The sequence below is a fragment of the Stappia stellulata DSM 5886 genome (assembly GCF_000423705.1).
GTDB classification, from domain to species: domain Bacteria; phylum Pseudomonadota; class Alphaproteobacteria; order Rhizobiales; family Stappiaceae; genus Stappia; species Stappia stellulata.
Map to the genome: position 1 here is coordinate 894,081 of NZ_AUIM01000004.1, position 26,985 is coordinate 921,065.

26 protein-coding genes are annotated in these 26,985 nt (G+C 64.4%); 16 read left to right on the forward strand and 10 right to left on the reverse strand.

Annotated features, from left to right (window positions below; genetic code table 11):
• Nucleotides 1–5: 5 nt before the first annotated feature.
• The 3 genes from G572_RS0104325 to G572_RS0104335 form a co-directional block, all read right to left on the reverse strand.
• A complete protein-coding gene (locus G572_RS0104325) occupies nt 6–980 on the reverse strand; it encodes an ABC transporter permease (RefSeq protein WP_029057428.1) in 975 nt (324 codons plus the stop codon).
• 72 nt (nt 981–1,052) lie between these two features.
• The gene (locus tag G572_RS0104330) at nt 1,053–1,850 is read right to left on the reverse strand and encodes an SDR family NAD(P)-dependent oxidoreductase (RefSeq protein ID WP_029057429.1); all 798 of its coding nucleotides are present in this window, start codon (nt 1,848–1,850) and stop codon (nt 1,053–1,055) included.
• Between the two features lie 78 nt (nt 1,851–1,928).
• Nucleotides 1,929–2,873: a sugar ABC transporter substrate-binding protein gene (locus G572_RS0104335; RefSeq protein WP_029057430.1), complete on the reverse strand. Its 945-nt coding sequence runs from the start codon at nt 2,871–2,873 to the stop codon at nt 1,929–1,931.
• A 355-nt stretch (nt 2,874–3,228) separates the two neighbouring features.
• Between G572_RS0104335 and G572_RS0104340 the strand changes: the two genes are divergently transcribed.
• The 11 genes from G572_RS0104340 to G572_RS0104390 all read left to right on the forward strand — a co-directional run bounded on the left by G572_RS0104340 (nt 3,229) and on the right by G572_RS0104390 (nt 15,177).
• Entirely contained in the window at nt 3,229–4,905 is a 1,677-nt protein-coding gene (locus G572_RS0104340; RefSeq protein WP_037545804.1) for an ABC transporter substrate-binding protein, read from the forward strand.
• Nucleotides 4,906–4,924: 19 nt separating this feature from the next.
• On the forward strand, nt 4,925–5,731 hold the full coding sequence (locus G572_RS0104345; protein ID WP_029057432.1) for an SDR family NAD(P)-dependent oxidoreductase: 807 nt from the start codon (nt 4,925–4,927) through the stop codon (nt 5,729–5,731).
• A gap of 119 nt (nt 5,732–5,850) precedes the next feature.
• Nucleotides 5,851–7,149, forward strand: a complete 1,299-nt coding sequence (locus tag G572_RS0104350) for a M24 family metallopeptidase (protein WP_029057433.1) — start codon at nt 5,851–5,853, stop codon at nt 7,147–7,149.
• Between the two features lie 51 nt (nt 7,150–7,200).
• The gene (locus G572_RS0104355; protein WP_029057434.1) at nt 7,201–8,196 is read left to right on the forward strand and encodes a thiamine pyrophosphate-dependent dehydrogenase E1 component subunit alpha; all 996 of its coding nucleotides are present in this window, start codon (nt 7,201–7,203) and stop codon (nt 8,194–8,196) included.
• Nucleotides 8,197–8,207: 11 nt separating this feature from the next.
• A complete protein-coding gene (locus tag G572_RS0104360) occupies nt 8,208–9,203 on the forward strand; it encodes an alpha-ketoacid dehydrogenase subunit beta (RefSeq protein WP_029057435.1) in 996 nt (331 codons plus the stop codon).
• Nucleotides 9,193–10,524 (forward strand): biotin/lipoyl-containing protein, encoded by a 1,332-nt coding sequence (locus G572_RS0104365; protein ID WP_029057436.1) that lies wholly within the window; start codon nt 9,193–9,195, stop codon nt 10,522–10,524. Before G572_RS0104360 ends, G572_RS0104365 begins: the two co-directional genes overlap by 11 nt.
• Nucleotides 10,525–10,552: 28 nt before the next feature.
• Nucleotides 10,553–11,983 carry an NAD-dependent succinate-semialdehyde dehydrogenase gene (locus G572_RS0104370; protein ID WP_029057437.1) on the forward strand — a complete coding sequence of 477 codons (1,431 nt, stop codon included), beginning with the start codon at nt 10,553–10,555 and terminating at the stop codon, nt 11,981–11,983.
• A gap of 10 nt (nt 11,984–11,993) precedes the next feature.
• Nucleotides 11,994–12,902: a 2-oxo acid dehydrogenase subunit E2 gene (locus tag G572_RS22455; RefSeq protein WP_051241586.1), complete on the forward strand. Its 909-nt coding sequence runs from the start codon at nt 11,994–11,996 to the stop codon at nt 12,900–12,902.
• A gap of 2 nt (nt 12,903–12,904) precedes the next feature.
• Entirely contained in the window at nt 12,905–13,684 is a 780-nt protein-coding gene (locus G572_RS0104380; RefSeq protein ID WP_029057438.1) for an SDR family oxidoreductase, read from the forward strand.
• Between the two features lie 102 nt (nt 13,685–13,786).
• The gene (locus G572_RS0104385) at nt 13,787–14,506 is read left to right on the forward strand and encodes a polyamine aminopropyltransferase (protein WP_029057439.1); all 720 of its coding nucleotides are present in this window, start codon (nt 13,787–13,789) and stop codon (nt 14,504–14,506) included.
• Nucleotides 14,507–14,514: 8 nt separating this feature from the next.
• Nucleotides 14,515–15,177 (forward strand): class I SAM-dependent methyltransferase, encoded by a 663-nt coding sequence (locus G572_RS0104390; RefSeq protein WP_051241665.1) that lies wholly within the window; start codon nt 14,515–14,517, stop codon nt 15,175–15,177.
• Here G572_RS0104390 and G572_RS0104395 read toward each other — a convergent pair.
• From G572_RS0104395 to G572_RS0104410, 4 genes are all read right to left on the reverse strand, one after another.
• Nucleotides 15,163–15,900, reverse strand: a complete 738-nt coding sequence (locus G572_RS0104395; protein ID WP_029057441.1) for a maleate cis-trans isomerase family protein — start codon at nt 15,898–15,900, stop codon at nt 15,163–15,165. The genes G572_RS0104390 and G572_RS0104395 overlap by 15 nt on opposite strands.
• Nucleotides 15,897–17,069, reverse strand: coding sequence for a M24 family metallopeptidase (locus tag G572_RS0104400; protein ID WP_037545304.1), 1,173 nt, complete (start codon nt 17,067–17,069; stop codon nt 15,897–15,899). Before G572_RS0104400 ends, G572_RS0104395 begins: the two co-directional genes overlap by 4 nt.
• Nucleotides 17,066–18,136 carry a pyridoxal-phosphate dependent enzyme gene (locus G572_RS0104405; protein WP_029057443.1) on the reverse strand — a complete coding sequence of 357 codons (1,071 nt, stop codon included), beginning with the start codon at nt 18,134–18,136 and terminating at the stop codon, nt 17,066–17,068. Before G572_RS0104405 ends, G572_RS0104400 begins: the two co-directional genes overlap by 4 nt.
• A gap of 93 nt (nt 18,137–18,229) precedes the next feature.
• Nucleotides 18,230–19,012, reverse strand: a complete 783-nt coding sequence (locus tag G572_RS0104410; RefSeq protein ID WP_029057444.1) for an Fpg/Nei family DNA glycosylase — start codon at nt 19,010–19,012, stop codon at nt 18,230–18,232.
• Nucleotides 19,013–19,237: 225 nt separating this feature from the next.
• Here G572_RS0104410 and G572_RS22460 point away from each other — a divergent pair, with 225 nt between their 5' ends.
• From G572_RS22460 to G572_RS0104435, 5 genes are read left to right on the forward strand one after another with little or no spacing between them, the layout of a single operon-like run.
• Complete coding sequence (locus G572_RS22460) at nt 19,238–19,960, forward strand: 2OG-Fe dioxygenase family protein (protein ID WP_084649866.1); 723 nt, start codon at nt 19,238–19,240, stop codon at nt 19,958–19,960.
• A gap of 19 nt (nt 19,961–19,979) precedes the next feature.
• Entirely contained in the window at nt 19,980–21,329 is a 1,350-nt protein-coding gene (locus G572_RS0104420) for a diaminopimelate decarboxylase family protein (protein ID WP_029057445.1), read from the forward strand.
• A complete protein-coding gene (locus G572_RS26420) occupies nt 21,304–22,110 on the forward strand; it encodes a sulfotransferase-like domain-containing protein (protein WP_029057446.1) in 807 nt (268 codons plus the stop codon). The genes G572_RS0104420 and G572_RS26420 overlap by 26 nt, the downstream gene beginning before the upstream one ends.
• Nucleotides 22,107–23,327: a type I glutamate--ammonia ligase gene (locus G572_RS0104430; protein WP_029057447.1), complete on the forward strand. Its 1,221-nt coding sequence runs from the start codon at nt 22,107–22,109 to the stop codon at nt 23,325–23,327. The genes G572_RS26420 and G572_RS0104430 overlap by 4 nt, the downstream gene beginning before the upstream one ends.
• Before the next feature lie 9 nt (nt 23,328–23,336).
• On the forward strand, nt 23,337–23,975 hold the full coding sequence (locus tag G572_RS0104435) for a LysE family translocator (protein ID WP_169391284.1): 639 nt from the start codon (nt 23,337–23,339) through the stop codon (nt 23,973–23,975).
• A gap of 16 nt (nt 23,976–23,991) precedes the next feature.
• Here the strand turns inward: G572_RS0104435 and G572_RS0104440 are convergent, their stop codons facing one another.
• The 3 genes from G572_RS0104440 to G572_RS0104450 form a co-directional block, all read right to left on the reverse strand.
• A complete protein-coding gene (locus tag G572_RS0104440; protein ID WP_029057449.1) occupies nt 23,992–25,314 on the reverse strand; it encodes a TRAP transporter large permease in 1,323 nt (440 codons plus the stop codon).
• A gap of 1 nt (nt 25,315) precedes the next feature.
• Nucleotides 25,316–25,843 (reverse strand): TRAP transporter small permease subunit, encoded by a 528-nt coding sequence (locus G572_RS22465; protein WP_037545815.1) that lies wholly within the window; start codon nt 25,841–25,843, stop codon nt 25,316–25,318.
• A 63-nt stretch (nt 25,844–25,906) separates the two neighbouring features.
• The gene (locus G572_RS0104450; RefSeq protein WP_029057450.1) at nt 25,907–26,980 is read right to left on the reverse strand and encodes a C4-dicarboxylate TRAP transporter substrate-binding protein; all 1,074 of its coding nucleotides are present in this window, start codon (nt 26,978–26,980) and stop codon (nt 25,907–25,909) included.
• Nucleotides 26,981–26,985 lie beyond the last annotated feature (5 nt).

Sequence of the window (26,985 nt, forward strand, 5' to 3'; positions counted from 1 at the left end):
CCTCCTCAGGCGATCGGCGACAGCAGCCGGCCGCGTTTCGCCGCGATGTCCAGCCAGACCGCAAGAATGATGACCACCCAGGTCACGAGCCACTGGGCGTAGTAGGGATAGCCCATGAGCAGCAGTCCATTCTGGATAAACCCGAGAATGAGAACGCCAATCACGGTCTTGAGAATGTTGCCGGAGCCGCCGAGAAGCGACGTTCCGCCCAGGATCACGCCGGCGAGAACCAATAGTTCGTAGCCCTGTCCCACGTTGTTCTGACTGCCCATCACCCGGCTTCCCAGGATCAAGGCCGCGATCCCCGTGGTCAAGGCGGAAATCAGATAGGTGGAAAACACCAGGCGCGAGCGGCGAATGCCGGAAAACACCGCCGCCGTCGGGTTGCCGCCGACCGCATAGACCCGGCGCCCGAACGGAGTGTAGGCCATCACCACATGCATGAAGAGCGCAAGGCCGAGGAACATGACGATCGGCGTCGCGATGCCGGCAACGTAGCCGCGCCCGAAGATCGCAAACCAGGTGGTCTCCTGATCGAGAATATCGACGTTCTTGCCGCCGGTGTAGATCAGGGTCAGCCCCTGGATCGCCGAGAGCATCCCCAACGTGACAATCAACGAATTCAGTCGCGCCACACCGACCAGAAACCCGTTGACCGCCCCAAGCACAAGCGTCGCACCGAGCATCACGACAATCGCCAGTTCCGGACCGATCTTGTCGTGGAGATCAACGACGAGAACGGTGGAAAACGACAGCATGGACCCGACCGACAGGTCCAGGTTTCCGCCGATGACCACGACGGTCACGCCGACGGCCATGACACCGATGATGGCGGCCTGCCGGATCACCGTGGCAAGGTTTTCAGGTGTCATGAAACGATCGCTGAAAACCGCGAAGCCGATCAAGAATATTGCAAAGGCGATCAGGATGCCTTGTCGAGCAAGCAACTCGCCGATGGTTTTCAGGCGTGTGTCCGCCATCCGGTTTCCTCCCCTATGTCCCGCCGGTCTTTGCAGCGGTTATACCCGCCGGTCCGTGCGGCGGTTTCGGCGTCAGACCAGTGTCATTCCGCCGTCAATCATGACGATCTGCCCCGTCATGTAGTCGCTGTCGCGTGACGCGAGAAAAGTCGTTGTCCCTGTGATGTCGGCCGGCGTTGCAACCCGCCCCTTGAGAATCTCGGAAGAAAACTCCTCCATCGCCTGGCCCGGTCGTTCGGAGGCGCCGATCGCCATCAGATCCCGGTCGACCTCCTCCCACATTTCCGTCGCCACCACCCCGGGCGCAAACCCCGTCACGGTGATGTCATGCCGCGCAAGATCGCGGGCGCCGGACTGCGTGAGCGAGACCACCGCCCACTTCGATGCACAGTAGGGCGCGACATTGTCGAACCCCTGACGGCTGGCGATAGAGGCGGTGTTGACGATCTTTCCGCCTCCCCCCTGCGCAATCATCTGGCGCGCCGCCTCCTGCATGCCGATGAGAACGCCAAGCCCGTTCACGTCCATGATGAACCGCCAATTTTCCTCCGTCACATCCAGGAAGTTCATCGGCCGATTGACGCCGGCATTGTTGAATTTCACATCGATCCGGCCGAAGGCATCCGCGGCACGCGCGATCATGTCGCGCACCTCGTTGCGTTGCGTCACATCGACCTTGGCGGACATGACCTTGCCGCCACCCGTCGACGCGCGTTCGGCATTTTCCGCTGCAACATGCGCCGCTTTCTCGCCGTTGATATCGGCGAAACAGACATCCGCGCCCTCCTCCAGCAGCGCCTCCGCAATGGCACGGCCGATTCCCTGCGCGGCGCCGGTCACAAGACAGGCGCGCCCCGAGACACGTCCCATGACGCACCTCCCTTCATTGGAAGAACGAGATAGAAAACGGCGCGGATCCGACAGGGACCCGCGCCACAGGCGGGAGGATCAAAAGACGGGCTTGTCGAACTCGTCCATGTTCGCCTTGGTGATCTTCGGCGTGTCGAAATAGTTGAGATCCGGCACGTCCTTGCCTTCCAGAACGTCGAGCGCGGTCTTCAATGCGGCCTCCGCATCGTCCACCGGCGACTGGTAGATCGATCCGTAGTACTCGCCACGTGCCATCGCCTCGTATCCGACGGCGAAGTTGGTTGCCCCGACAAAGGCAATATCACCGGCGCGTCCGGCCGCCTTGGCCGCGTTGAGCGCGCCGACGCCCATGTTGTCGTCACCGGCATAGACACCATCGATAGTGTCGTACTTCACCAGGAAGCTTTCCATGACACGCTGGGACTTTTCACGGTTCCAGTCGCCCGGCTGCGTTTCCATCAGTTCGACATCGGGGCACACCTCCGGAAGGCGGTCCTCGAAGCCCTTGGCGCGTTCGATCGCCGTCGTGTAACCGGGCTGCCCGGAGATCTGGACAATCTGGCCCTTGCCGTCCAGCGCCTCGCACATCAGTTCGGCGGAGCGCGCGCCCTGCGTGATGTTGTCCGGACCGGAGAAGGAAGCGATGAAGTCGAAGCCTTCCTCGGCGATATTGGAATTCGTGACGATCACCGGGATGCCCGCCTGGTGGGCCTTGCGCACGGCCGGAACCACCGCCTTGCCGTTGGTCGGCCAGATGATGATGGCGTCCACGTTCTGCTGGATGAGATCCTGGATCTGGGCAATCTGGCGGGCGACGTCGCCGCCGGCATCGAGCACGACCGCCTCGACATTCTCGTTTTCTTCGGCGGCTGCGATGAAGGCCTTCTCATAGGTGGTCTGGTAGCTGTCGACACCGACGTTGTTCTGCGTGATGCCAATCTTGTAGGTCTCCGCCTGTGCAACACCGGAAGCGCCGATGAGGGCGGTGGTCGCGACGAGCGCGGCTGCGAGCTTGAGCGTCATGATGGTGTTTCCTCCCATGGAAAATCTTTCGTGCTGATTGCGCCTCATCCTCCAGGGCCAAGGGTTCGCACCCCTTTGCAATCAGATACCAAGATCATTCTCCCGACGCCGCTTCCATACCGCAGAAGTTTTATCCGTTTTGGACAGTTGATTATCCAAAACGGATAAAACGACGGTAACGTCACAATCCCGGAAATGACCATTTTGAAAGAACACCGACATGAAACGTCATTCTCGCTCCGGATTCAACACGACAACGGGACCCAAAGTGACCGCGCTGCAAGCCACGGACATCCAAAGCGGATATTCAGCTGACGCCCTAGCGGCGGCGCAGTCCGGCGACAACCGAGCCGAAATGCTCGATGTGATCGGCTTTCTCGAAGCCTTCACGGGCGAGGTGGAAACCAGCATAGAGCCGAGCGCGCCGAACCCCTACTTCAACATGGCAATGCACCTGATGCGCAGTCATCTGGAAGGACGGGTCGTGACGGCGTCGGCACTGGTCGCCGCCTCCGGCGTTCCCTATGCGACTGCCATGCGCAAGTTGGCCGAGATGCAAAAGGGCGGCCTGATCGAGCAGCGTCCGCGCACGAGAAGCGGGCGGAGCTTTTCGCTGCATCCGAGCGCCGACCTGATCCAGAAATGGAGCCAGCTCTCCGACCGTCTTCAGCGCATTGCGCAACAGACCTTCGGCGGTGGCCCGGCCACCACCGAGGAAGCCGACTACTACTACGGCGGATCCTACATGGCCGGTCATTCGATCCAGCCGCCGCAGGTCCTGCCCGAGCCGCTGGCTCTGCCCGGGGGCTTGCGGATCCTGGTTCACGGCGATCCAACCTTCATGGTCATGGAGAACCTGAAGCGCCAGTTCGAGCAACTGGTTGGCAGCAAGATCAACCAGCGCGCCTTTTCCATCGACCGGCTCCACGAAGAGACCCTGCGCAATTCCGAAAGAGCGACCAGCCGCTACGACCTGATCGCCGTCGACCTTCCCTGGATCGGCGAATTCGTGAAAAAGGGCATCCTGCTTCCCCTCGATGACGTCCTGGACGTGGACCGGCTCGATCCCGGCGACTTCCATACTGCCGGCTGGCGCGCCGCGCATTGGAACGGGCGTCCCTATGGCGTCCCCAGCCAGACCACTCCGGAACTGTTCTTCTATCGCCGCGATCTCTTCGCCGAGGCAGGTCTCGAGCCCCCAACAACGACCGACGCCGTGCTGGAAGCGGCACGCGCGCTGCACGATCCCACGCAAGGACGCTACGGCATCGCCTGGAACGCCGCACGCGGCACGGCCCTCGGTCATACCTTCATCATGACCTGCGCGGACTTCGGCCAGCCGATCGTCAACATGAAGCGGATCGCCGGGGGCTACGATGCCGATCATCTGGACCGGACCGACCTCGAGCCGACCATCGACACGCCCCGCGCCCTCGAGGCGGCGGAATATCTCAAGGCGCTGCTGGACTTCTCGCCGCCCGATATCCTCTCCATGTCCTGGTACGAGCGCGTGCGCCCCTATGCATCGGGCCGCGTTGCCATGGCCTATGGCTACACGCTGCTTGCCCCCTACTTCGAGCAGGATCCCAGTTCGCCCGCGTGCGGGCAGACCGGCTATCTGCCTCATCCGCCGGGACCGAAAGGCTCCCCGGTCGCGCCGGTCGGCGGCTATGTCCTCGCCCTGCCCGCAAACCTTCCCGAGGAACGGCGGGCCGCGGCAGGAGAAGCCCTGATCGCCTTCACGTCGCCGGAAGCGCAGAAGCTCTATGTCGTCAACGGCAGCCGCACAGCACCGCGCTATTCGGTCGGCGCGGACCCGGAGGTGCGGCGGCTCTCGACCATCTTCGAAGCCGTGGACGCCATGTCCTGGCGCGACGAGCTTCAGTTCTGGCCACGCCCGCCGATCCCCGAAATCTCGAAGATCATCAGCATCTGCGGACAGGAGATGCACGACATGCTGCGGGGCGTCATCCCCCCGCGCGATGCCCTGGAGCGCGCCCAGGCAAGGGCAGCCCAGGTCATGAGACAATAATCCACTCAGGGAGGAAAAAATGGACCCCAATCGTCTCAAGGGAAAAAACATCATGATCACCGGCGCCGCCCAGGGCATGGGCGCGGCCAATGCCGAGTACTTCGCTGCACAGGGCGCGAATGTCTGCATCGGTGACATCAATGTCGACGGGGTCCGCGAGGTCGCGGAGCGTATCAATGCCGCCGGCAACGGCAAGGCCGTGGCCGTAAAGCTCGACGTGACCAAGCGCGAGGACAACACCGCAGCCGTTGCAAAGACGGTCGAGGCCTTCGGCTCGATCAATGTCGCGCTTCTCAACGCAGGGGTGAACAAGCCCAGGATGTTCCTCGATATCGACGAGGAAAACTGGGACATGATCATGAACATCAATGCCAAGGGCCAGCTTTTCGGCATGCAGGAAGCCGCCAGGCAGATGATCGCCCAGGGCAAGGAGCACGGGCCCTACAAGATCGTCAACGTCGGCAGCATCGTGTCGCGCACGGCCTTTCTCGACGTGATCCCCTACTCCTGCTCCAAATACTGCTCTCTTGCCCTGATCATCGGCGGCGCAAAGGCTCTGGCGGAGCACAACATCACGGTCAACGGATACGGACCGGGCGTTGTGCGGACGGAGCTTTGGGAACAACTCGACAAGGATCTGGTCGAGATCGGCATGTTCGAGGAGGAAGGTCAGTCGATGGACCACCTCGCCAAGACCATGATCACGATGAAGCGCTACTCGTATCCCGATGACGTGAAGGGAACGGCAGCCTTCCTGTGCTCCCACGAGAGCGACTACATGACCGGCCAGCTGATCATGATCGACGGCGGCATGATCATGCAGTGACGCGAGGCGCGCGACCGGGCGGCACGTTTCGCCCACGCGCCTGCACGACTTTCTTTTCTCAAGGACAGACCGGCCGGTCCACGCGTCATCGCGTGCGCCGCCAAGGGAGGTTTACAACCATGACCAATGCCCTCAATCCCCGCATCCTGCAGCCCGGCGACATCGATCCCAACTGGCGTTGGGACCGGCATATTCCCGCGCTCGGCCACACGGCCGTCGACTTCGAGCGCCGCGTCGACCACGACCGGCTGCGCCGCTACCGCCTGTCGCGCACCAAGGATGCGCTGAAGAAGTCGGGCTGCGGGTCGCTGCTGACCTTCGACGTCAACAACATCCGCTACATCACCGGCACCAAGATCGGCGAGTGGGAACGCGACAAGATGTGCCGCTTCGCGCTTCTCGCGGGCGACGAGGAGCCCTACGTCTGGGACTTCGGCTCGGCGGCCGTGCACCACAAGGAATACTGCGACTGGCTCGATCCGGAGCGCTGCCGCGCCGGCGTGGTGGGCATGCGCGGCACCATCCCGCCGAGCTTCGGGCTGATGAAGCGCTACGCGGAAGAGATCGCCTCGCTGATCAAGAAGGCCGGCATGGCCGACATGCCGGTGGGCGTCGACTACGCCGAAACCGCCATGTTCTTCGCTCTCCAGGAGGCCGGCCTCAACGTCGTGGACGGCCAGCAGGTCATGCTGAGCGCGCGCGAGATCAAGAACATCGACGAGATCCAGCTGCTCAACCAGGCGGCCAGCATGGTGGACGGCGTCTACGACATGATCTGGCACGAGTTGCGCCCCGGCATTCGCGAAAACGACATCGTCGCCAGGGCCAACAAGATGCTCTACGAAATGGGGTCCGACGATGTGGAGGCGATCAACGCGATTGCCGGCGAGCGCTGCAATCCGCACCCGCACAACTTCACGGACCGTCTGTTCCGCCCCGGCGACCAGGCCTTCTTCGACATTCTGCAGAGCTATCAGGGCTACCGCACCTGCTACTACCGCACGTTCAACATCGGCCGGGCAACGCCCGCGCAGAACGACGCTTATGTGCGTTGCCGCGAATGGCTGGACAATGCCATCGCCCTGATCAAGCCGGGCGTCACGACGGATACGGTCGCCAAGGCCTTTCCCAAGGCGGAGGAATTTGGCTTCCCGGACGAGCTCTCGGCCTTCGGCCTGCAGTTCGGCCACGGTCTCGGCCTTGCCCTGCACGAGCGTCCGATCATCAGCCGCGCGGTTTCGCTCGACAATCCGATGGAGATCCAGACCGGCATGGTCTTCGCACTGGAAACCTATTGTCCGGCCGCCGACGGATACTCCGCAGCCCGCATCGAGGAAGAGGTCGTCGTCACCGACAAGGGCTGCACGGTGATCAGCCTGTTCCCGGCCGAGGATCTTCCGATCGCCAACCGCTACTGACGACCACGGGCGCCGGCCCCGCGCCGGCGCCGGCCAGGGAGGAGGCCAGACATGAGTGCCGCACGAAAGAAGAAGACGAATACGGACGACTATCTGCGCATGTACCGGCAGATGGTGCGCATTCGCGCCTTCGAGGACAGGGCAAACCAGCTCTATCTCTCCGCCAAGATGCCGGGTCTGACCCACATGTACTCCGGCCAGGAGGCCGTGGCGGTGGGCATTTGCGAGGCTCTGACAGAGACCGACAAGATCACCTCGACCCATCGCGGCCACGGCCACTGCGTTGCCAAGGGCGCGAACTTCAAGGAGATGTTCTGCGAGCTCCTGGGCAAGGAGGAAGGCTACTGCCGGGGCAAGGGCGGCTCGATGCATATCGCCGACCAAAGCAACGGCAACCTCGGTGCCAACGCCATTGTCGGCGGCTCGATGGGTATCGCCACCGGCGCGGCCCTAAGCGCCAAGCGTCTGGGAACGGGCGACGTCACGGTCTGCTTCTTCGGCGACGGGGCAACCGCGCAGGGGCTTTGGTACGAGGTCATGAACATGGCGGCGCTCTGGGGCCTGCCGGTGATCTACGCCTGCGAGAACAACGGCTACTCGGAATACACCAAGACCGAGGAGATCGCAGCCGGCTCGCTCACCGCGCGGGCCGAAGCCTTCGGCATCGAGGCGCATGTCGTCGACGGACAGGACGTGCTTGCCGTCAACGACCTGACCCAAAAGCTGGTCGCCCGGGCACGCAAGGGCGAAGGCCCCTTCTTCATCCAGCTCGACACCTACCGCTACCACGGCCACCACGTCGGCGACATCAACCGCGAATACTACCGGGCCAAGGACGAGGAAGCGCTATGGAAGGCCGAGCGCGACCCGATCGTCAATTTCGGCAAGTGGCTGACGGATCAGGGCATTACGACCTCCGACGACCTCGACAAGCTCAAGAGCGAGGTTGAAGCCGACGCCGAAGCTGCCGTCGCCTACGCGGAAGCCGCCCGCTATCCCGATACGCGCGAAGTGGACATGCATGTCTACGCGCCCAATGCTGCTTGAGGAGGCGCGAGATGAGAGAGATCACCCTGTCGAAGGCGGTGAACGAAGCCATCGCCGAGGAAATGCGCCGCGACGAAACCGTGTTCCTGCTGGGCGAGGATGTCGCGGAAGCCGGCACGCCCTTCAAGGTCCTCTCGGGGCTCGTGGAGGAATTCGGCACCGAGCGCATCATCGACACGCCGATTTCCGAACCCGGCTTTACCGGGATTGCCGTCGGTGCCGCGCTGACGGGCTCGCGGCCGATCGTCGACCTGATGTTCGGGGACTTCCTGTTCCTGATCATGGACCAGCTCTGCAATCAGGCCGCCAAGGCCTATTACATGTCCGGCGGCAAGTTGAACGTGCCGATGGTGCTGCGCACCAACCTCGGCGCGACGCGCCGCTCCGCCGCCCAGCACTCGCAGTCGCTGCATGCGCTCGTCGCGCATATCCCGGGTCTCAAGGTCGCCCTTCCCTCCTCCGCCTATGAGGCAAAGGGCCTGATGAAGACCGCGATCCGCGACAACAACCCGGTCGTCATCTTCGAAGACAAGCTGATGTACCAGGACAAGGCCCCGGTGCCGGAGGAGGAATATCTGATCCCCTTCGGTGTGGCGAACGTGAAGCGCGAGGGAAAGGACATCACCCTGATCGGCACCTCCTCCATGGTGCAGGTGGCGGAGGCCGCCGCCGAGGCGCTGGCAAAGGAAGGTATTGAGGCGGAGGTGATCGATCCGCGCACCATCGTGCCTCTCGACGAGGAGACCCTGCTTAAGTCGGTCAAGAAAACCTCGCGCGCCATCGTCATCGACGAGGGCCACCAGAGCTACGGCGTGACGGGGGAGATCGCGAGCCGGCTGAACGAGAAAGCCTTCTATCACCTCGACGCGCCGGTGGTGCGCATGGGGGCGATGGACGTGCCGGTGCCGTTCTCGCCCGCGCTTGAGGATCTGACCGTTCCCACGGTCGATGCCGTGACGGCCATGGCCCGCAGGCTGGTGGCCGGGGAGATGATCCATGCCGCATGACGTCATCATGCCGGCTCTCGGCATGGCGCAGGACTCAGGCCTTATCGTCTCCTGGCTGAAAAGCCCGGGCGACGCGGTCAAGGCCGGGGATGCGCTGATGGAGGTGGAGACGGACAAGGCGACGATGGAGGTCGAGGCACAGGCCGACGGCTTTCTCACCAGGGTCACGGCCGCCGCCGGCGACACTATCCCGGTCGGAAACGTGGTCGCGGTGATCGCCGAGACGGCCGAAGCTGCCGACGAGGATCCCCCGGCGCCCGTTGCGGAATCGAAAGCGCCTGCGGAGGCCGAAAGCGAGCCTGCGCCGGCAGAACTCCCGGACGGCAAATCCGTGATCATGCCGGCGCTCGGCATGGCGCAGGACACCGGCCTGCTGGTCTCATGGGCCAAAGCACCGGGCGATCAGGTCGCGGCCGACGATGTGCTCTTCGAGGTGGAGACCGACAAGAGCACGATGGAAGTCCCCGCCGGCCACGACGGATATGTCGCCGCTCTTCTGGCGGAGGCCGGCGACACTGTGCCGGTCGGCGAGAGCGTGGCGATCATTTCCGCCGACAAGCCAGCCGATCCGCAGCGCCGAAGCGCGGGGCCAAGCGCCAAACCCACGGCAGCGCCATCGGACCCCGCTGCAAAGACGGAAGAGGCAATTGCCACAAAGGCGACCGCTCCCGCCCGGCCCTCGCCGACAAAGGCGGCAGCGGTCGAGGGCGTCATCCTCGCCTCGCCCAAGACGCGGCGGCTGGCGCTGGAGGAAGGTCTCGATCTTGCCCGTCTCGCGGAGGCGGGACATCCGCAGCCCTTCCATGTCCGCGACCTCGAAACGCTGCGGACAATGCCGGCGCGTGGCACGGGATCGGCGGCACCTGTCGAAGCGGCACCGGCCCGGCACCTGTCGGCGCGCGTGTCTTCGGACGGGCTTGCCGGATTTCTCGCATGGGCGCGGGCGGAAACCCAGGGTTCGGTCGATCAATCCACATTGCTGGCTGGCTTCGCGCGCGCAAGCCTGCGGTCCCTGGACGGCAACCCGGACCCTGTGATCGAGGTGGAAACGCTGCATGGCTCGACACGCTTCCCCGAGGCAGCCGAAGACGATGCGACGAACGGCAAACCGGACCTGATCCTTCGCGATCTGCGTGCCTCCCCGCTCAACGGTTTGCGCATGGGCGCGGAAGCCGCCCCCGTCCTGACCCTCGTGCAGGAGGATGAAACACTCACGCTGACGCTGGAATGCGGCGCCGGTCAACTCGACGCACGCGCCGCGATCTCGCTCGTCTCCGGTTTTGCCGGGCGGCTTGAGGATCCCTTGCGCCACCTGCTTTGATTTTTGGCTCTGACCCTTGGAGTTCCCAATGGACCACACCGATCTCTACATCAACGGCGACTGGCGTCCCGGAGCCGAGAACGTCCGCTTCGACGTCATCAATCCGGCGACGGAAGAAGTTCTGGCCTCCGTCGCTTCCGCAGAAATCGCCGACGCGGATGCCGCCCTCGATGCGGCGCAAGGCGCTTTCGCGGAATGGGCCGGTTACACGCCGCGCCAGCGGTCGGAAGTGCTGCGCAAGGCGTGGGAACTGATGACCGCGCGCATCGAGGATTTCGCGCGCCTGATCACGCTGGAAAACGGCAAGGCGCGCGGCGATGCCATCGGCGAGGCCACCTATGCAGCGGAATTCTTCCGCTGGTTCGCCGAGGAAGCCGTGCGCGCCGACGGGATGATCACCCATGCGCCGGCCTCGGGTGCACGCATTCTCGTCCAGCACAAGCCGGCCGGGATCGCGGTTCTCGTCACACCGTGGAACTATCCGGCCGCCATGGGCACCCGCAAGATCGCGCCAGCGCTTGCCGCCGGCTGTCCGGTGATCATCAAGCCGGCGTCGGAAACCCCGCTGACCATGCTCGCGCTGATGCCGCTTCTGGAGGAAGCCGGCGTTCCCAAGGGGCTGGTCAACGTGCTGCCGTCGCGGCGCACCGGCGCATTGGTCGACCACATGCTGCACGACCCGCGCGTGCGGGTGATCTCCTTCACCGGCTCCACGCAGGTCGGGCGCAAGCTTCTGCATTCGGCCGCCGACCAGGTCCTGAAACCGGCGATGGAGCTTGGCGGCAATGCCCCGCTGATCGTCTTCGAGGACGCCGACCTGGATGTCGCGGTGGAAGGCGCGATGCTCGCCAAGATGCGCAATCTCGGCGAGGCCTGCACCGCCGCCAACCGCTTCTACGTCCATGAAAGCGTGGCGCAGGCCTTTACCGAGAAATATGTCGCGGCAATGCGCAAGCTGAAGCTCGGCAATGGCATCGAGGACGGCGTGGACGTCGGTCCGCTGGTCAATGCGGAGACCCGCGACAAGGTGGCGGAATTCGTCGAGGATGCCGTCAAAAAGGGCGCGAAGATCGAGCTTGGCGGCAAGGCGCCCGACGGCAGGGGGTTCTACTACCCGCCCACGGTGCTGTCCGGCGTGCCGGAAACCGCCGACTGCGTGCATGACGAGATCTTCGGCCCCGTCGCGGCCATCCAGACCTTCACCGACCAGGAAGACGTTATTCGACGCGCCAATGCGACCGAATACGGCCTCGTCGCCTATGTCTTTTCCGAAAACATGAAACGCGCATTGCAGGTCTGCGAGCGGCTGGAATACGGCATGGTCGGCCTGAACCGGGGTCTCGTCTCGGATCCGGCCGCCCCCTTCGGCGGCGTGAAGCAATCCGGCCTCGGCCGCGAGGGCGGACACGAGGGCATGCTGGAATTCATGGAAACCCAGTATATTTCCGCAAGCTGGTAGGAGGCCCGCAATGTCCATCAATGCCTCTCCCTCGACCCGCGCCTATGCGCGCCAGCAGGGCGTCGATCTCGACGCCCTGGGCGCGGCGACCGGTCGCAACACGCTGGCGCGCGAGGATGTCGACTGGCACCTGAGCGGTGAAACGTCGGCGCCCGCGACCGACCACAGCCGGTACTGGGACGTCGATCATTCCACCTATGGCGCGGTGAGCGAGGAACCGCTTGCGCGCATGGCCCAGGTCGCCGCGAAAAACCTGGCCGCGGCCAATGCAATGATCCCGCAGGTGACCCATCACGACCGCGCCGACATGCGCGCGGTCGAGACCTTTCGCGCAAGCCTCAAGGCCGAAGCGCAGGAACGCGGCACCCGCCTGACGGCACTGGCCTTCCACGTGAAGGCACTGGCGCAATGCCTCATCGAGTTTCCCCGCTTCAACGCGTCGCTGTCGGCGGATGGCGATACCCTGATCCTCAAGCATTTCGCGCATGTCGGCGTTGCGGTCGACACGCCGCACGGGCTGATGGTTCCGGTCGTGCGCGATGCCGACCGCAAGGGCCTGTGGCAGATCGCTGCGGACATCATGGATCTCGCGGGACGCGCGCAGGCCCGAAAGATCCGTTCGGAGGAAATGGGCGGCGCGTCGATGTCGATTTCCAGCCTCGGCGGGATCGGCGGCACGGCCTTCACTCCGATCGTCAACCCGCCGGAACTCGCGATCCTCGGCCTGACGCGCATGGAGACGGTGCCGGTCTGGGAAGACGGCGACTGGACGCCCGTTGCCATGGTGCCGCTCGATCTCAGCTACGATCACCGGGTGCTCAACGGCGCGGACGCGGCGCGCTTCCTGACCCGCTATGCAGCCCTGATCGGCGACCCGCGCAAACTCGTGCTGGCGAGCACGCTCCGGAAGGCAGCCTGACCGTGACCCATCCGACCTCCGCCTCGCCATTCGACCTCAGCGGGCGCACGGCGCTGGTCACCGGATGCAGCCGGGGCATCGGGCGCGCGATTACCGAAGCGCTCGCCCGCGCCGGGGCGGATGTTGTGGGCGTCAGCACCAGCCTGCCCGACGATGGCGGCGAGACGGGTGAGACGGTCCGTGCGCTCGGGCGGACCTTCCGGCACTATCGCGCGGATCTTGGCGAACGCGATGCGGTCGCAGGTCTCATTGCCCGGCTGGATGAGGCCGACGAACGGATCGACATTCTGGTCAACAACGCCGGGATCATCCGCCGCGAGCCGCTTGCCAGCCATTCCGATGGCGACTGGGACGATGTTCTGGCCGTGAACCTCACCGCGCCCTTTCAACTCGCCCGCGATCTGGGTGCGAAGATGGTGGCGCGCGGCAGCGGGAAGGTCATCTTTCTTGCCTCCGTTCTAAGCTTTCAGGGTGGCCTCACGGTGCCGGGTTACGCCGCCGCCAAGGGCGCGGTCGCCAACCTGGTGAAATCTTTCGCCAACGAATGGGCGGCCTCCGGCGTCAACGTCAACGCCGTCGCGCCCGGTTACGTCGCTACCGACAACACCGCGGCCCTCAGAGACGACGACGAACGCTCGAAAGCCCTCCTCGCCCGCGTGCCGGCCGGACGCTGGGGCCGTCCGGACGAGATTGCCGACCCGGTGGTGTTCCTGGCAAGCGACGCCGCGCGCTTCGTGCACGGAACGACATTGATTGTCGACGGCGGCTGGCTCGCACGCTGATCCGCGGCTCACGGGTTGCCCTGCCCCGGCGAAGCGCCGATAAGGGAACAACGGCGTTCGCGAACGATGCGGGCTGGCCGAAACCCGCAGGGAGCCGAACGCGTGAGCGCATTGTTTGAGGAACTGGATTATCGGCCGACTCCCATCGGCGCGCTGTCGCTGCGTCGCCGGCGGCTTCTTGCGCTCGATGTCGACGTCTTCGAGATCATCCTCGGCGACGAACACCTGATGTCGAGCCTGTTCACGGCATCGGAGATCGCGCTTGCGAAACTGGGCCTCGACGCCTGCACGGGCGATGCGCTCGACGTCGTCGTCGGCGGGCTTGGCCTCGGCTATACCGCCAAGGCCGCGCTCGACCACCCGCGTCTCGCGTCGCTCTGTGTGGTGGAAATGCTGGAGCCCGTGCTCGACTGGCACCGCGAGGGCCTGTTGCCGCTCGGCGCGGAGCTGACGGCCGATCCCCGCTCTCGGCTGGTGCAGGGCGATTTCTTTGCACTCGCGCAAGGGTCGACCGGTTTTGCGGGCGAACGCCCGGCCCGCCGGCTCGACGCGATCCTTGTCGACATCGACCACACGCCGGACGCGCTTCTGGACGAGCGCAGCACGGGGTTTTACGCCACGCCCGGACTGACCGCACTTGCCGCTCACCTGAAGCCCGGCGGCATCTTCGGCCTGTGGTCGGATGCACGCGAGGATGACGCCTTCACCGAACGCCTGCGAAGCGTCTTTGCCGAGGCCTGGGCGGAACCGGTAACCTTCCACAATCCACTGCAGGACAAGCCCTTCACCCAGACCGTTTATCTGGCGCGCAAAGGCGGATGACGGCACGCATGCCGCCTGATGCCTGTCCGGTGTGCCGCTGCGCGACCGTTCACACGCTCGCCCCCATCGACGGGCTGACGTACTGGCGCTGCGACACCTGCGAAGCAACCGTCCTCGATCCCCGGCACTACCTGTCGGCAGAGGCGGAACACGCCCACTACCTCACCCATGAGAACGCACCCGACGACCCGGGATACCGGCAGTTCATGATGCGCCTTGCCGTCCCGTTGCTGGCGCGGCTCTCTCCCAGGTCGAAGGGGCTCGATTTCGGCAGCGGCCCCGGGTCGGCGCTTGCCGCGATCCTGCGCGAGGCCGGCCATGCGGTCACGCTTTACGACCCCTTCTTTCACGACGATCCGGCGGCCCTGAAAACCTCCTATGATTTCGTGGCCTGCAGCGAGACGGCAGAGCATTTTCATGCCCCCTTCACGGAGTTCGACCGGATGGGCGCACTCCTGCGACCAGGCGGGATCCTCGCTGTCATGACCCTGTTCCAGACCGACGATGCGCGGTTTGCCGGCTGGCGCTACCGGCGCGACCCGACCCATGTGGTCTTCTACAGGGAGAAGACCCTGCGCCATGTCGCGAACAGCCGTGGATGGTCCTGCGAAATCCCGGACAAGGATATCGCGCTGATCCGGCTGCCCGCGCCGGCCTCAGGACACTTCTGACAGACGCCCGAACCCGGCCGGAATCCGCGCACCTCCCAGCCGGCACAGATGCCAGGCCAACACCTGATTGCTGGAAAACACAGGCTTGCCGATGCGCGCCTCCACGTCCTCCAGAAGATCGAGCGTGCGCAGGTTGGTGCAGGACAGGAACACCGCCTGCACCGACGGATCGGCGCCAAGCCGGGTGGCGGCATCGATCACCGAGGCCGGCGCGATGCGCGCGACCTTGGCCTCTTCCGCCACGTTGAAGGAGCCGAAGACGGGCGTCTCCACGCCGCCGTCCGCGAGCCGTTGCCGCAGCTTGTCGGAGACGTCCTCCACATAGGGCGACAGCAGCGCGAGGCGGGTGACACCGGATGCCCGGCACGCCGCGATCAGCGCCTGCACCGGGTCCGTGACCGCCTCCACATTCGCCCCTGCGCGGATCAGTTCCGCGACCCGCGCGCTGCCGATCACCGAGGCCCCCGAGGTGCAGGCATAGCCGATGGCGTCGAAACGAAGCGCATCGGGAAACAGGCTCGCGGCGGTCGGCAGATGCGCCTGCATCGCAAGCAGGGTCTCCTGCGTCACCTCAAGTCCGCTTGGAACGCGTGAAAAATGAACCGCGGTCTCCATGGACAGGAGGCGGCGGAAGTCGCGCTCGATCGTTTCATCCGCCTGCAGGATGACAAGCCCGAGACGCAAGGGGGCGGGCGTCTCTAGATCAAACGAAAAGACCGTCATGGGCGCGCCTCGAGACACAGGATGTCGGGCGCCGCAGGGCTGGAGAGGAACTCCGCGCCATGATCGCCGATGACAATGTTTTCCTCATGCACGAGGATCTTTCCCATTCCCACCTCGATCCCCGGTTCCAGCGTCAGCACCATGCCGGCCTCAATCGATGTGTGATCCTGCGGGATCAGCGAAGGCCACTCGGTCAATTGCATGCCAAGCCCATGCCCGAGCCGTCCGGTGTCGCTGCCGCCCTGGCCTCCGGTGACGATCCGGTCCATCGCATGAAACAGATCCGCGGCCGTCACGCCCGGGCGTGCGATCTCCATGGCGGCATCGACGGCCTCGAGAAGCTGGCGATGCGCCGCCTGAACCTCCGGCGACGGCGCGCCGATGGAGTAGTTCCGGTCGAAATCGCAAAAATACCCGTCCCGCACCAGACCGGTGTCCAGCATGAGCACATCGCCGGGCGAGAACACATGCCCGTCGGCGGGCGAAATCACATCGGAATAGCCCCCCGGCCCGCACGGACAGGCAAGATAGGGCACCCAGTCCGCTCCTTCCTCCAGACACAGCATCTGAAAACGGCGGGCCACTTCGTCGAGCCTCGCGCCTTCGCCCGCGATTTCCCGGACACGGTCGAACGCACGGTCCGCGATCCGGCAGGCGGTGCGGATCTTGTCGACTTCCGCCGGTGACTTGCGGATGCGCAGCGCACGCATGATCCCGGCGTCGCCGACAAGTGTGACCGGGGACAGCACGGCTTCCAGCCGTTTGAAATCGGCCAAAGGCATGCGCAGGGAGGATTCAGCGCCCATCGGCAGGCCGACCCGGGCGTTTGCGCCCGCAACCTCACGCAGGGCCTCCGCCAGCAGCGAGACGCCATCGTCTTCAAGGTCCGGCGAGCGCCAGCTGCGGATATCCTCGATCCAGGTTTGCGCCATCAGGCTGGCGCCGATGGAGGGGATCACCGCCACAGGATCGCCGCCCGCCGGCACCACCAGAAACCAGGGCCGCGTCGGGCTTTCCCAGAAGCGCGTCAGAAAGCCCGAGAAATAGCGCACATCCGCCTCGCCGGTGAGAAGCAGCGCATCCAGTCCCGCGTCCTCCATCGCGGCCTGGGCCCGCGCAACGCGGCCGCGGTATTCTTCGAGGGGAAAGCCGCGCGCAGCCCAGCTCATGCCTCGGCCTCCTCGCTGAGGATGGCAAGAACCCGGCTTTGCGGGCCAATGCCGAGCGCATGCTTTTCCGCGTCGCCGGCCATCAGCAGCGCGGCACATCCCGCCGCGCCCGAGGGCGTCGTCGCAAGCCCCGTCTCCGCAAGCCGTGGCAGGACGGCCTCGACGTCGGCGTCACCGACGGTGACGAAGAAGTCCGCGTCGCGGGAGAGCCCTTTCAGCGCAATCAGCGATGGCACCTTGCAATCGAGCCGTCCCATCGAGGACACGCCGCCTATCGCCTCCAGGACGGCTCCGGCGCGAATGGAGCCCTGAAGCGCGGCAGCCTCCGACGGCTCCACGACGACAATCGCCGGCCCGTCCCGCCAGACGGTGCGCGCAAGCGCCGCCGCGGACGCCGCCAGCCCGCCGACACCCGCCTGAAGAAAAACATGCGTCGGTGGGGCCGGCATTTGCGCGAAGACCTCTTCCATCAACGCCAGATAGCCCTCCATCAAGCGCCAGGGGCGCTCCAGGTAGCCGGGCCAGGAACTGTCGGAAAGCAACCGCCACCCGTTCGCCTCGGCCGCCTCCAGTGCCGCCGCCATGCTGGCCTCATAGTCGGCACCCTCGCGCTTCACCTCCGCGCCCTTGGCGCGCAGCCTCGCGGCAAATCCCTCCGGCACCGTCTCGGCGATATAGACCACGGCCCGCGCGCCGAAGATGCGCGCACCTGCTGCGACCGAGAGGCCGTGATTTCCAGCGCTTGCGGTCACATAAGTGACGCCGTCGAGCGCCCGGTCCGGCTGGTCGCAGCCCGTGTCCGTGGCCTCGCGGGCAACCACATAGGCCGCGCCCAGCGCCTTGAAGCTGCCAAGCCCCATGCGGCCGCGCTCGTCCTTGACGTGGAGGCTGGTCACACCGGCGGTTCGGGCGAGATCGGCCGCCTCGCGCAAGGGCGTGGGTTTGGCGGCCGGGCATTGACCGAGAAGCGAGAGCACCGCATCGACATCGACGCTCGGCACAGGCACGCCCTCAAGACTTGCGATCGTGTCCTCGCGGCCCCTCCCCGCATTTTTCAAAATCTCCACCAGCGCCTCCCCTTCGCATGGTTTCGCAATCAGTGGAGGCACGGTCGCGCGGATCACGGCGAATGTCGAGCCTTGGAGAGGCACGGGCGCAGCTCAAGGCGTCGGCTGACAGACCTCGCAGGCAAAGGCCCGCCGCGTGTCGATCTCCATGCGGACAATCGCCCCGTCGCAATAGGGGCAGCGCTCCTTGTTGAAGATGTTCACCCGCTCGCGGTAGCGGCTGCGGCCCGGCGGAGCATTGTCGACCGTGACAATCGCATTCTTGCGAAGGCCGATTTCCAGCAAGTGCACCGCGTCGCTCCAGATCGCGTCGAATTCCTTGCGCGAAATCTCGCGCCCCGGCCGGTCTGGATGGATGCGCTGCCGCCAGAGGATTTCGGTACGATAGATATTGCCGATCCCGGCCATCACCGCCTGGTTCATGATCAGCCGGCCAATGCCGGTTCGGCTGCGCGAAATCCTGTCGAAGGCGCGATCCGGATCGGCGTCCTCGCGCAGCACATCCGGACCGATACGGCCTTTCAGGACATCGAACCCGTGCCCGTCCAGCGTCTCGCAAATCGCCGGTCCGTTGATGTCGACCAGATGGGTATCGCCCTCAAGCCTGACACGAACCGCGCCGACCGGGTCGGGCGCGGGGAGCTTGCGCTTTCGGATCCGCCCGAAGAGCCCGAGATGGACATGCAGATAGGTCTCCCCATCGAACCGGTAGACCAGATGCTTGCCGAAGGCTTCGACGTCAGAGCAAACGCCCCCGTCGAGATGCGCCGCGCCGGCGCTGAAGCGACCCTGAGGTGAGGAGACGCGCAAGGTCCGGCCTGCAAGAAGGCGCCGATGGTCGCGCGCTGCACGGTGGATCGTATGACCCTCGGGCATGGTATCTCCTTGCAAAACAGAGGAAAGACGCGCGCGGGCACCACGCCCGAAACTCTACGCACCCAGGACAGAATTCGGATCAGCGTCGAGAGGAACGATGCGAATTTCGCGCTCGCTGCGAACGTCGAAAGCGACAGAAGGCGAAATTGCAACAACAGGCAATTGCAATCTTGAGTATCAAATGTAAGATCGCACAACCAGAATAATGGCAAAGGATGCGCGATCATGGATCACATCGGATTTCATCTCGGGCCGCTCGGGTACAGGATACTGGAGATGCCGCCGCTGTCTGCGGAGGCCCGCGCCAATTTCGACCGGCTGCCGGAGGACCCCTACTACAGGGAGCGCTGGCGCCAGTTTTCCCAGTATATCCTGTTTCACGAACACGACCGCTGGGCGTGCCGCGTGCTGACCCACCGCCCCTTCATCCAGGCGAAAGCCTACAACCGGAAGGTCGGCGGCGTACGCCGGGAATTCGAGCCGATCGCGGGCGTCGACCCGACACCTCAATTCGAGACGATCGCAGAGGAATTGCGCTTTGACACACGTGCGGTGTTCCAGGTCAATCTTCACCAGTGGCGCACCCGCGTCGACGAGGTGTTTCAGGGCAAGACGATACCCGAAGGCCCACATCGCGACGGCCACCACATCACCAGCGTGACGGTCTGGGAGCGCTCCAATGTCACCGGAGGCGAATCCACCCTCTACCAAATCGGCAAAACCGAACCGTTCTTCGAGCAGGTGCTCGATCCGGGGCAATGCCTGATCATGCGCGACGAGGACATGGTTCACGGCGCCCGCGACATTCGCGCTGCTTCCGGAGACGGCGGCTACCGAGACATCTGGGTGATCTCCATCAATCCCTGGGCAGACCGGCGTTATGGTCAGGAATTCGAGGATTTCGCCACTGCGGACGTCTCGCCTCCGAACTCCGTGGCCGCGGAATGACAGCGTCGGATGCCAGATCATGCTCGCACTGACGGCCCGTGAGCCGTTCACCGACCTTGATGCCCGGGAGATCCAGTCGCTCGCCGAGCGCCACGGAACACCGCTCTTCATCTATGACGACGCCTGTTTTCGCGACAGCGTTTCCGCATTTTTGAAGACGTGGCAGTCAGCTTTCGCGCAAACGAAAGCCTATCTCTCCTACAAGACCAACTACATGCCCGCCCTGTGCCGCTCCGGCCATGCGCTTGGCATGGGGGCGGATGTGGTCTCCGGCTTCGAGATGGAGCACGCATTGCGGATGTGCGCGGCCCGCGACATCGTATTCAACGGTCCGCTGAAGCGCGCCGAGGAACTCGAGCGCGCCGCCCGCGAAGGCATCACCGTCAACATTGACCTGGAGGAGGAGCTTGAAACGCTTGAGGCCCTGCGGTCGAACCGACGGATCGCCGATGCGCGCCTCGGGCTTCGGATCAACCCGGGGCAGCCCGTCTTCGACGCCGCCGACCGAAGCTTCATTGAAGCGCATGCCGCGAAGCAGCGTTCGGCGAAATTCGGCTGGCCCCTCGATGACGGTCTGGCCCGACACATGGCCGAGCGGATATCCGCATCCGGATTTTCCTTCGAGACCGTGCACGCGCATCTCAATTCCCAGATCACCAGCCCAAAACTCCATCTTGCAGCGCTGGAACCGGTGCTCGGCTTCGTGGCTGACCTGCGCGCGTCGGGCATCGAGATCAAAGAACTCAACATCGGCGGCGGCTTCGGCGTTCCCGGCATGCAGCGCAGCAAGCGCGGCTGGTGGAGTGCCCTCAAGGCCACGATGGGCGAACGCCTTGAAGACGTTCCCGACGAGACCTTCGACATGGCCGCCTTCACCCGGGCCTTGGCCCGGCGTATCAGTGAACACGGTCTGGATGACCTTTGCATCAGCTGCGAGCCCGGCCGCTACCTGATGTCGGCCAGCATGGTGCTCGTCACCCGCGTTGCAGGCCTGAAGACCTTGCCGGGGAAGCGATGGGTGGTGATCGACGGGGGACTGAACATCCTCCCCACAGCGGCTTTTGGCGAGCGACGCCGGCTGCGCTTCCTCCGCGCCGGCGGGGAACTGCCGCTGCGCGACGACGACCCCGACTGCACGATCGGCGGGCCGCTCTGCTTCGAAGGTGACGTCGTGATGGACCACGCAAGGGTGCCCGCATCGCTTGCGGCGGGAGATCTTGTCGTCCTCTCGGATGCCGGCGCCTATACCGTTTCACGCTCCACCAATTTCAATCAGTTGCGCGCCGCCGTCGCCCAGCGCGACGGCGGCGACGGGACCCTCGTCTGGCGAAGGGAAACCTACGATGACGTCTTCAGCTTTTCGGATTGACGCGCAGCTGCATGCCGCAAAACTTCCGGCCGCAGCACACCGCATCTTTCTTTGGGCGACACCGCGCTCGATCTCGACGGCCCTTGAACGGGTGATGAAGAATGCCGAGGACCTCGACGTGCTTCACGAACCCTACACCAACGCCTATTACTTCGGTTCGCAGCGCCGCTCGCGACGCTACGGCGACCAGGCGGCGCCGCCGGAAGACCCGTTCGAGGCCGGCGTTATCAACGACCGCCTGCGCGCCCCCCTGGAAACGACCCCTCTTTTCATCAAGGAGTTGGCCTTTCAGGGGGAACCCTATGTCGCCGACGATCTCCTGCAAGGCGCGCGCAACGTCTTCCTGACCCGCGATCCACGCAAGGTCTATGCATCGCTGATCCGCATAAAGCCGGACTTCACCGAGGACGAGTTCGGCTTCACCGCGCTGGAACGGGTCTGGAACCGCGTGCAAACCCTCAAGGGCGCGGCGATCGTGATCGACGGCGAGGAATTTCGTGCCGATCCGGATGCAATTGCATACAAGCTTTGCGTGTGGTGCGGGGTGCGCTATTCTCCCCGCATGCTGAGTTGGGAAGACGGTCGCATCCGCAAATGGGCATCGCATGAGAGGCAGTCCCAGGCGAAATGGCACGCAACACTGGAGCAAAGCCGGACGATCCTCCCGCCTGTGGAGGAGGAAGAGATCCATATCGCGTCGGGCCATCGGGAGATGGTCGACAGGGCGGAGACGATCTACCGGAGGTTGACCGCGGACAGGGTGAGGCCCGACCCAAGATGAGCGGCGCGGCCCGCACCCTGGTTCTCTTTCCCGATGCCCACGGCATTGCACGGGGCAAGCTGGTAAACCGGGATTGCACGCGGGCTGTGCGGGTGGGGTTTTCTTCCGGCGTCTTTTCCAAGGACGTCTACGGCCACCCGGTCCTCTTCCCGGTTCTCGCAAAGCCGTTCGGCGCTGCCGATATCAAGGTGGATGTCACGGACCATGACGGGCGGGAGCTGGAGGGTTTCGCGACCGGGTTGCTCGGCGCATCGGCAATCGCCATCGGAGCGGTCACCGATCCGCGTGGTGATCCTCATCCGCTCGATTTTCGCGCTCATCTCGGGAACCTTCTGGAACGCACGACCGGGCTTTGCGAAACCCGGATCGGAGCAGAGCTCGAATTCTATCTCATTGGCGACGACGACCGGGTACATCTTGCCCCCGACGGCCAGGCCTATGCCTTCGGAGGCATCGGGCTCCGTCAGCGCTGCCTCTCCGACATGCTGGATGCGCTGGACGGCGCCGGGATCGTGTGGCGCGATCTGTCGCAGGAAAACGAACACGATCAATATGAGATCGCGCTGGCGCATACCGATCCGCTTGAACAGGCCGACCGGATCTTTCTGGCGCGCATGATCTGCCGCACGGTCGCCGCGTCGCATGGGCTGCGCTGCACCTTCATCGCCGTCGAGCATAAGGACCGCTCGCCAAGCAACCTGCACCTTCATGTCTCCGCGCGCTTCGACGGGAGCGACATGAACGCATCTTCGAAGCGGATCGCAAGCGGCATGCGACATGTGCTGGACGAGGCGTTTCTGACACTGAGCCCGACGCGCAACAGCCGCCATGCGCAAAACATCGCCTCTTTTCGTTCGGGCGCGAGCGACATCAGCGACGGAGGACGCTTTTCGGCCCTGAGACGCCTGGAGGAAGACGGCACCCCACGGGTGGAACTGCGCACGCCGACGTCCGACGCCAATCCCTACCTTGCCATTCTCCTGGTGCTTGCAGGCATGAACACGGCCGCTGCGAGCGACGCGTTTCCCGAGCCCCGGCCGCTCGACTTCGACTTCGCCAACAGCATCACGGCGTTTGAGGAAAGCCGGCTCGCGCGTGCCGCCCTGCCTGACGAAACGGTTTCGCTCTATGCATCGATGAAACGCCACGAAGCGCAAAAGGCGGCCGAATTCGCCACCTTCGAGGCCGAACGCGGCGCCCTGTTGAAGGTTCTCTAGATGGTGCCGATGGCCGAACTCGCGGCAGCGCTTTCGATTCAGGCGATGGCGATGCTGGTGCCGGGGCCGAACCAGTTTCTGCTTCTGACACTGTCGGACCGCGGTCCGGCGACACGGCTTTCGGCGGTGGTCGGGATCGCGACAGCCGGTCTGGTGTTTTCCACCGGCGCCTGCGCGGCGATCTATTTCGCGGGAGAAGCGACAAGCGAACGCGCTTTTCTGCTGCTGAATGTTCTGGGCAGCCTGTTCCTGATTTATCTGGGCGCAAGGCTTCTGGTCGCGACGGCCGCCTCCAAGTTGCCTGACGAAAGGATGCCGGACGACACGCCGCGCCGGCAACTAGCCGCCTTCCCGAGCGGCTTTCTCGTCAACATCGCCAATCCGAAATCCGCCGTCTTCTTCGGCTCCGTCTTCGCAACCACATTGCCCCTGGCGGCGATGACCCCGCCCGACTATGCGGTCGTCGTTCTGCTCTTTTTCATGAACTCGGTGGTCGTGCATGGCGCGGTGTCAGGGGCGTTCGCGCTTCCCGCAATGAAAACGGTCCTGCGCGCGCGACGCCGGCTGATAACCCGCACTTCGGCCTTGGTGTTCCTCGTCTTCGGCGTGGCGACGCTGGTTCATGTCGCCCTCAAGGTCGCCCGGTAACGCTGCCGGGCAGACGCTATCCGATCACCAGTTGCGGGAAAAACGAGATCAGCACCAGCACGCCAAGCATCACCCCGACGAAGGGCAATGCACCGGCAAAGATGGATTCCAGCGAGGTCCCGCGATCTCCGAGCGTGGAATGGACGGTGAAGATCGAGATCCCGAACGGTGGCGTCAGCAGGCCGACCTCCACCGCGATCACGGTGACGATGCCGAAGTGCACGAGATCGAAGCCGAGCCCCTGGGCGATGGGCGCGGCAATAGGGACGACAATCAACAGGATGGAACTGCTGTCGAGGATCATGCCGAGCAGCAGAACGAGCAGGACATAGATCACCAGGAAGCCCGTCGCACCAAACCCGCTGTTCTGGACGAAATCCCCGATGGCATTGGGGATGCCGGCAACGGCCAGCATCTGGCTGTAAAAGCCGGCGGCCACGAGCAGGATGAGGATCCCCACGGAAATCGACCCGGTTTGCGTGAGCACGCTCCAGGAGCGGCGCAGGTTCAGGCTTCGGCGCAGGATCGCGATCACCAGCGCGGCAAAGGCACCGACACCGCCGGCTTCCGTCGGCGTGAAGAAGCCGGAATAGAGCCCGCCGAGAACGAAGGCGACGAGAACGATGATCGGCAATGACTTGAAGAGGATTTCGCTGCCGGACAACCTTGGCGCGTCTTCGCTCTGAGCGCTCTTTTGCTCAAGATGTTCGCGGGTGAAGACAAAGCCCGGCGCGAATTTCGCCAGCATCAGGATCATGATCACGAAACCGCCGGCCAGCAGCGCGCCCGGCACCAGCCCGGCGATGAACATGCGTCCGATCGACTGTTCCGCCAGAACGCCATAGATGATCAGAAGCAGGCTGGGCGGCACCAGCATGCCGAGGACCGAACTGCCGGCAACGGTGCCGGCGGAAAACGAGGGACGGTATCCGTGGCGCGTCATTTCCGGCACTGCCACCTTGGTGAAGACGGCGGCGGAGGCGATGGAAACGCCGGTCACGGCGGCAAACACGGTGTTGGCCGTGACGGTCGCGATGCCCAGTCCACCGAGCAGCCGGCGCAGCAACGTCTCGGCCACGTCGAACGTGTCCTTGCCGACATTGGAAACGCTGACGAGATGCCCCATCAGCACAAACAGCGGGATTGTCGCGAAGAGATAGTTGGCGACGCCATTATAGGCGGCAATCGACATCAGCTTCATGGCGAGGTCGAAGTTGCCGCGAATGATCCAGACCCCGGCAAAGCCGACGGCAAAAAGCGCCACGGCAATGCGCATGCCCATCACCACCAGCACAAAAAGAACGCCGATCAGCATCAACCCGATGGAGATATTGCTCATCTCAAAATGCCTTGCTGGAGCGCAGGTTTGAAAGGTGCCCCAGTCCCTCGACCAGGAACGCAAGCGAGGTTGCGGCGGAGCCGCCGACGACGATCATCCGGAACGGAAGTGTGGGCAGGGTCCAGACCCCGCGCACGCCGAAGAACTCGTCGCTGGTCCAGGCCCGAAGGGTGTCGGGCCATGAAGCCAGCGCGACGAGCGCAAACAGGATGGCGCCGGTCAGGCCGAACAGCACTTCAAGTGTGTTGACGGAAGCCGGGGCAAGCCGGTTCAGGCCGCGCTGCAGAAAATCGGCGCGGATCAAACTTCCGTTGAGGGCCGCGGCCGGAAGCATCAGGAAAACGATCGCGACCACCGAGCGGGCCGCGATCTCCGCGACGCCGATGATCGGCATCGCGAAGAAATTGCGGCCGACCACGTCGGCCACAATCAACAGCATGATCGCGAAGATCCAGAGTGTCCCCACTGCGGCGACGGCGTTCAAGACGCCCTGCAAAGCGCGCCGGAACCAGCTTTGGCTTGCTGACATCGACCTGTCTTGCTGCATGATTTACCCCGTCGTCGCACTATTGGACACAAGCGGCTGTCTGGCTCAGGCCTCGGCGGCCCAGTCGCGGGCCGGCGTGATGCCCCGCTCCCTGAGTGCCGCGAAATAGGCCTTCAGGACCTTTGCCGCCGCCGGACCATTGGCGTCGAGCCAGGGCTTGGCGACATTCGGCAAGGTTGCCGCCCAACGCTCGCGCTCGGCCTGTGCCATGTCGTTCACCTGAAGTCCGGCAGCCACCATTTCCTTCATGGCGCTGGTCGCGCGCTCGGTCACATAGTCGCCGTGGCTGCGCGACGTGATGCGGCCGGCCTCGCGCAGCGCCGTCTGCACATCGTTCGGAAGCGCGTCGTAGAAGGTCTTGTTGACCGCAATGCCGCCGAAATACATCGATCCGAAACCGACCCGCGCAAGCTTGGGCGCAACCTCGTAGACCCGTGTCGGCTGGATGCCGCTGGCAAACGAGAGCGTTCCTTCGGAAACCCCGGTCTGGATGTCCGTGTAATAGGTGGTCAGCGCACCGTCGACCGGCGTGCAGCCCGTGTCTGCCAGCCAGTTGGCGGACGTCCCCGGCGCGTTCAGACGACGGTTCTTGATGTCGTCGACCGAGTTGATGTCGAAATTGGCGTAGACGTCGTAATTGTCGGTCACCAGCGAGGACAGATGCACCATGTTCTGGTCGGTCCAGCCGGCCTTCAGCTCCGGCAGGTCCTCGGTGAGGCGGTCGAAGACGTCGATGACGACGTTATGGTCGGAATTGGCGAAGGGCGTGAAATAGGTGACGTTCTGCAAGGGCATGGACGAGCCCTCCCAGACGGTGCCGACCATGCCGATATCGACGATGCCGTCGCGCACGGCCGCGCGGGTGTCCTTGAACTTGTAAAGCGTGCCGCCGTAGTTCTCGCCCCAGTTGACGACATAGTTGCCACCGGCATCCGCCAAGAGCTTGTCGAGCGCCGGCTGCAACGCGGTCTGCATCGCATAGACCCAGATGTTGTTGGTCGGGTGGCTCGATCCGATCTGGATGCTGATGGTCTCGGCCGCGATCGACCCCGTGTTGAGATAGGGCATCGCGAGAAGCGCGGACGTGCCGGCCAGAAAATGTCTGCGTGTCGGGTTCATGTGAG

What these genes read in the sequence shown, in the direction of transcription:
- G572_RS0104325 (WP_029057428.1), bottom strand. Translation starts at nt 980, where the DNA reads ATGGCGGACACACGCCTGAAAACCATCGGCGAGTTGCTTGCTCGACAA.
- G572_RS0104330 (WP_029057429.1), bottom strand. Translation starts at nt 1,850, where the DNA reads ATGGGACGTGTCTCGGGGCGCGCCTGTCTTGTGACCGGCGCCGCGCAG.
- G572_RS0104335 (WP_029057430.1), bottom strand. Translation starts at nt 2,873, where the DNA reads ATGACGCTCAAGCTCGCAGCCGCGCTCGTCGCGACCACCGCCCTCATC.
- G572_RS0104340 (WP_037545804.1), top strand. Translation starts at nt 3,229, where the DNA reads ATGCTCGATGTGATCGGCTTTCTCGAAGCCTTCACGGGCGAGGTGGAA.
- G572_RS0104345 (WP_029057432.1), top strand. Translation starts at nt 4,925, where the DNA reads ATGGACCCCAATCGTCTCAAGGGAAAAAACATCATGATCACCGGCGCC.
- G572_RS0104350 (WP_029057433.1), top strand. Translation starts at nt 5,851, where the DNA reads ATGACCAATGCCCTCAATCCCCGCATCCTGCAGCCCGGCGACATCGAT.
- G572_RS0104355 (WP_029057434.1), top strand. Translation starts at nt 7,201, where the DNA reads ATGAGTGCCGCACGAAAGAAGAAGACGAATACGGACGACTATCTGCGC.
- G572_RS0104360 (WP_029057435.1), top strand. Translation starts at nt 8,208, where the DNA reads ATGAGAGAGATCACCCTGTCGAAGGCGGTGAACGAAGCCATCGCCGAG.
- G572_RS0104365 (WP_029057436.1), top strand. Translation starts at nt 9,193, where the DNA reads ATGCCGCATGACGTCATCATGCCGGCTCTCGGCATGGCGCAGGACTCA.
- G572_RS0104370 (WP_029057437.1), top strand. Translation starts at nt 10,553, where the DNA reads ATGGACCACACCGATCTCTACATCAACGGCGACTGGCGTCCCGGAGCC.
- G572_RS22455 (WP_051241586.1), top strand. Translation starts at nt 11,994, where the DNA reads ATGTCCATCAATGCCTCTCCCTCGACCCGCGCCTATGCGCGCCAGCAG.
- G572_RS0104390 (WP_051241665.1), top strand. Translation starts at nt 14,515, where the DNA reads ATGCCGCCTGATGCCTGTCCGGTGTGCCGCTGCGCGACCGTTCACACG.
- G572_RS0104395 (WP_029057441.1), bottom strand. Translation starts at nt 15,900, where the DNA reads ATGACGGTCTTTTCGTTTGATCTAGAGACGCCCGCCCCCTTGCGTCTC.
- G572_RS0104400 (WP_037545304.1), bottom strand. Translation starts at nt 17,069, where the DNA reads ATGAGCTGGGCTGCGCGCGGCTTTCCCCTCGAAGAATACCGCGGCCGC.
- G572_RS0104410 (WP_029057444.1), bottom strand. Translation starts at nt 19,012, where the DNA reads ATGCCCGAGGGTCATACGATCCACCGTGCAGCGCGCGACCATCGGCGC.
- G572_RS22460 (WP_084649866.1), top strand. Translation starts at nt 19,238, where the DNA reads ATGGATCACATCGGATTTCATCTCGGGCCGCTCGGGTACAGGATACTG.
- G572_RS0104420 (WP_029057445.1), top strand. Translation starts at nt 19,980, where the DNA reads ATGCTCGCACTGACGGCCCGTGAGCCGTTCACCGACCTTGATGCCCGG.
- G572_RS26420 (WP_029057446.1), top strand. Translation starts at nt 21,304, where the DNA reads ATGACGTCTTCAGCTTTTCGGATTGACGCGCAGCTGCATGCCGCAAAA.
- G572_RS0104430 (WP_029057447.1), top strand. Translation starts at nt 22,107, where the DNA reads ATGAGCGGCGCGGCCCGCACCCTGGTTCTCTTTCCCGATGCCCACGGC.
- G572_RS0104435 (WP_169391284.1), top strand. Translation starts at nt 23,337, where the DNA reads ATGGCCGAACTCGCGGCAGCGCTTTCGATTCAGGCGATGGCGATGCTG.
- G572_RS0104440 (WP_029057449.1), bottom strand. Translation starts at nt 25,314, where the DNA reads ATGAGCAATATCTCCATCGGGTTGATGCTGATCGGCGTTCTTTTTGTG.
- G572_RS22465 (WP_037545815.1), bottom strand. Translation starts at nt 25,843, where the DNA reads ATGTCAGCAAGCCAAAGCTGGTTCCGGCGCGCTTTGCAGGGCGTCTTG.
- G572_RS0104450 (WP_029057450.1), bottom strand. Translation starts at nt 26,980, where the DNA reads ATGAACCCGACACGCAGACATTTTCTGGCCGGCACGTCCGCGCTTCTC.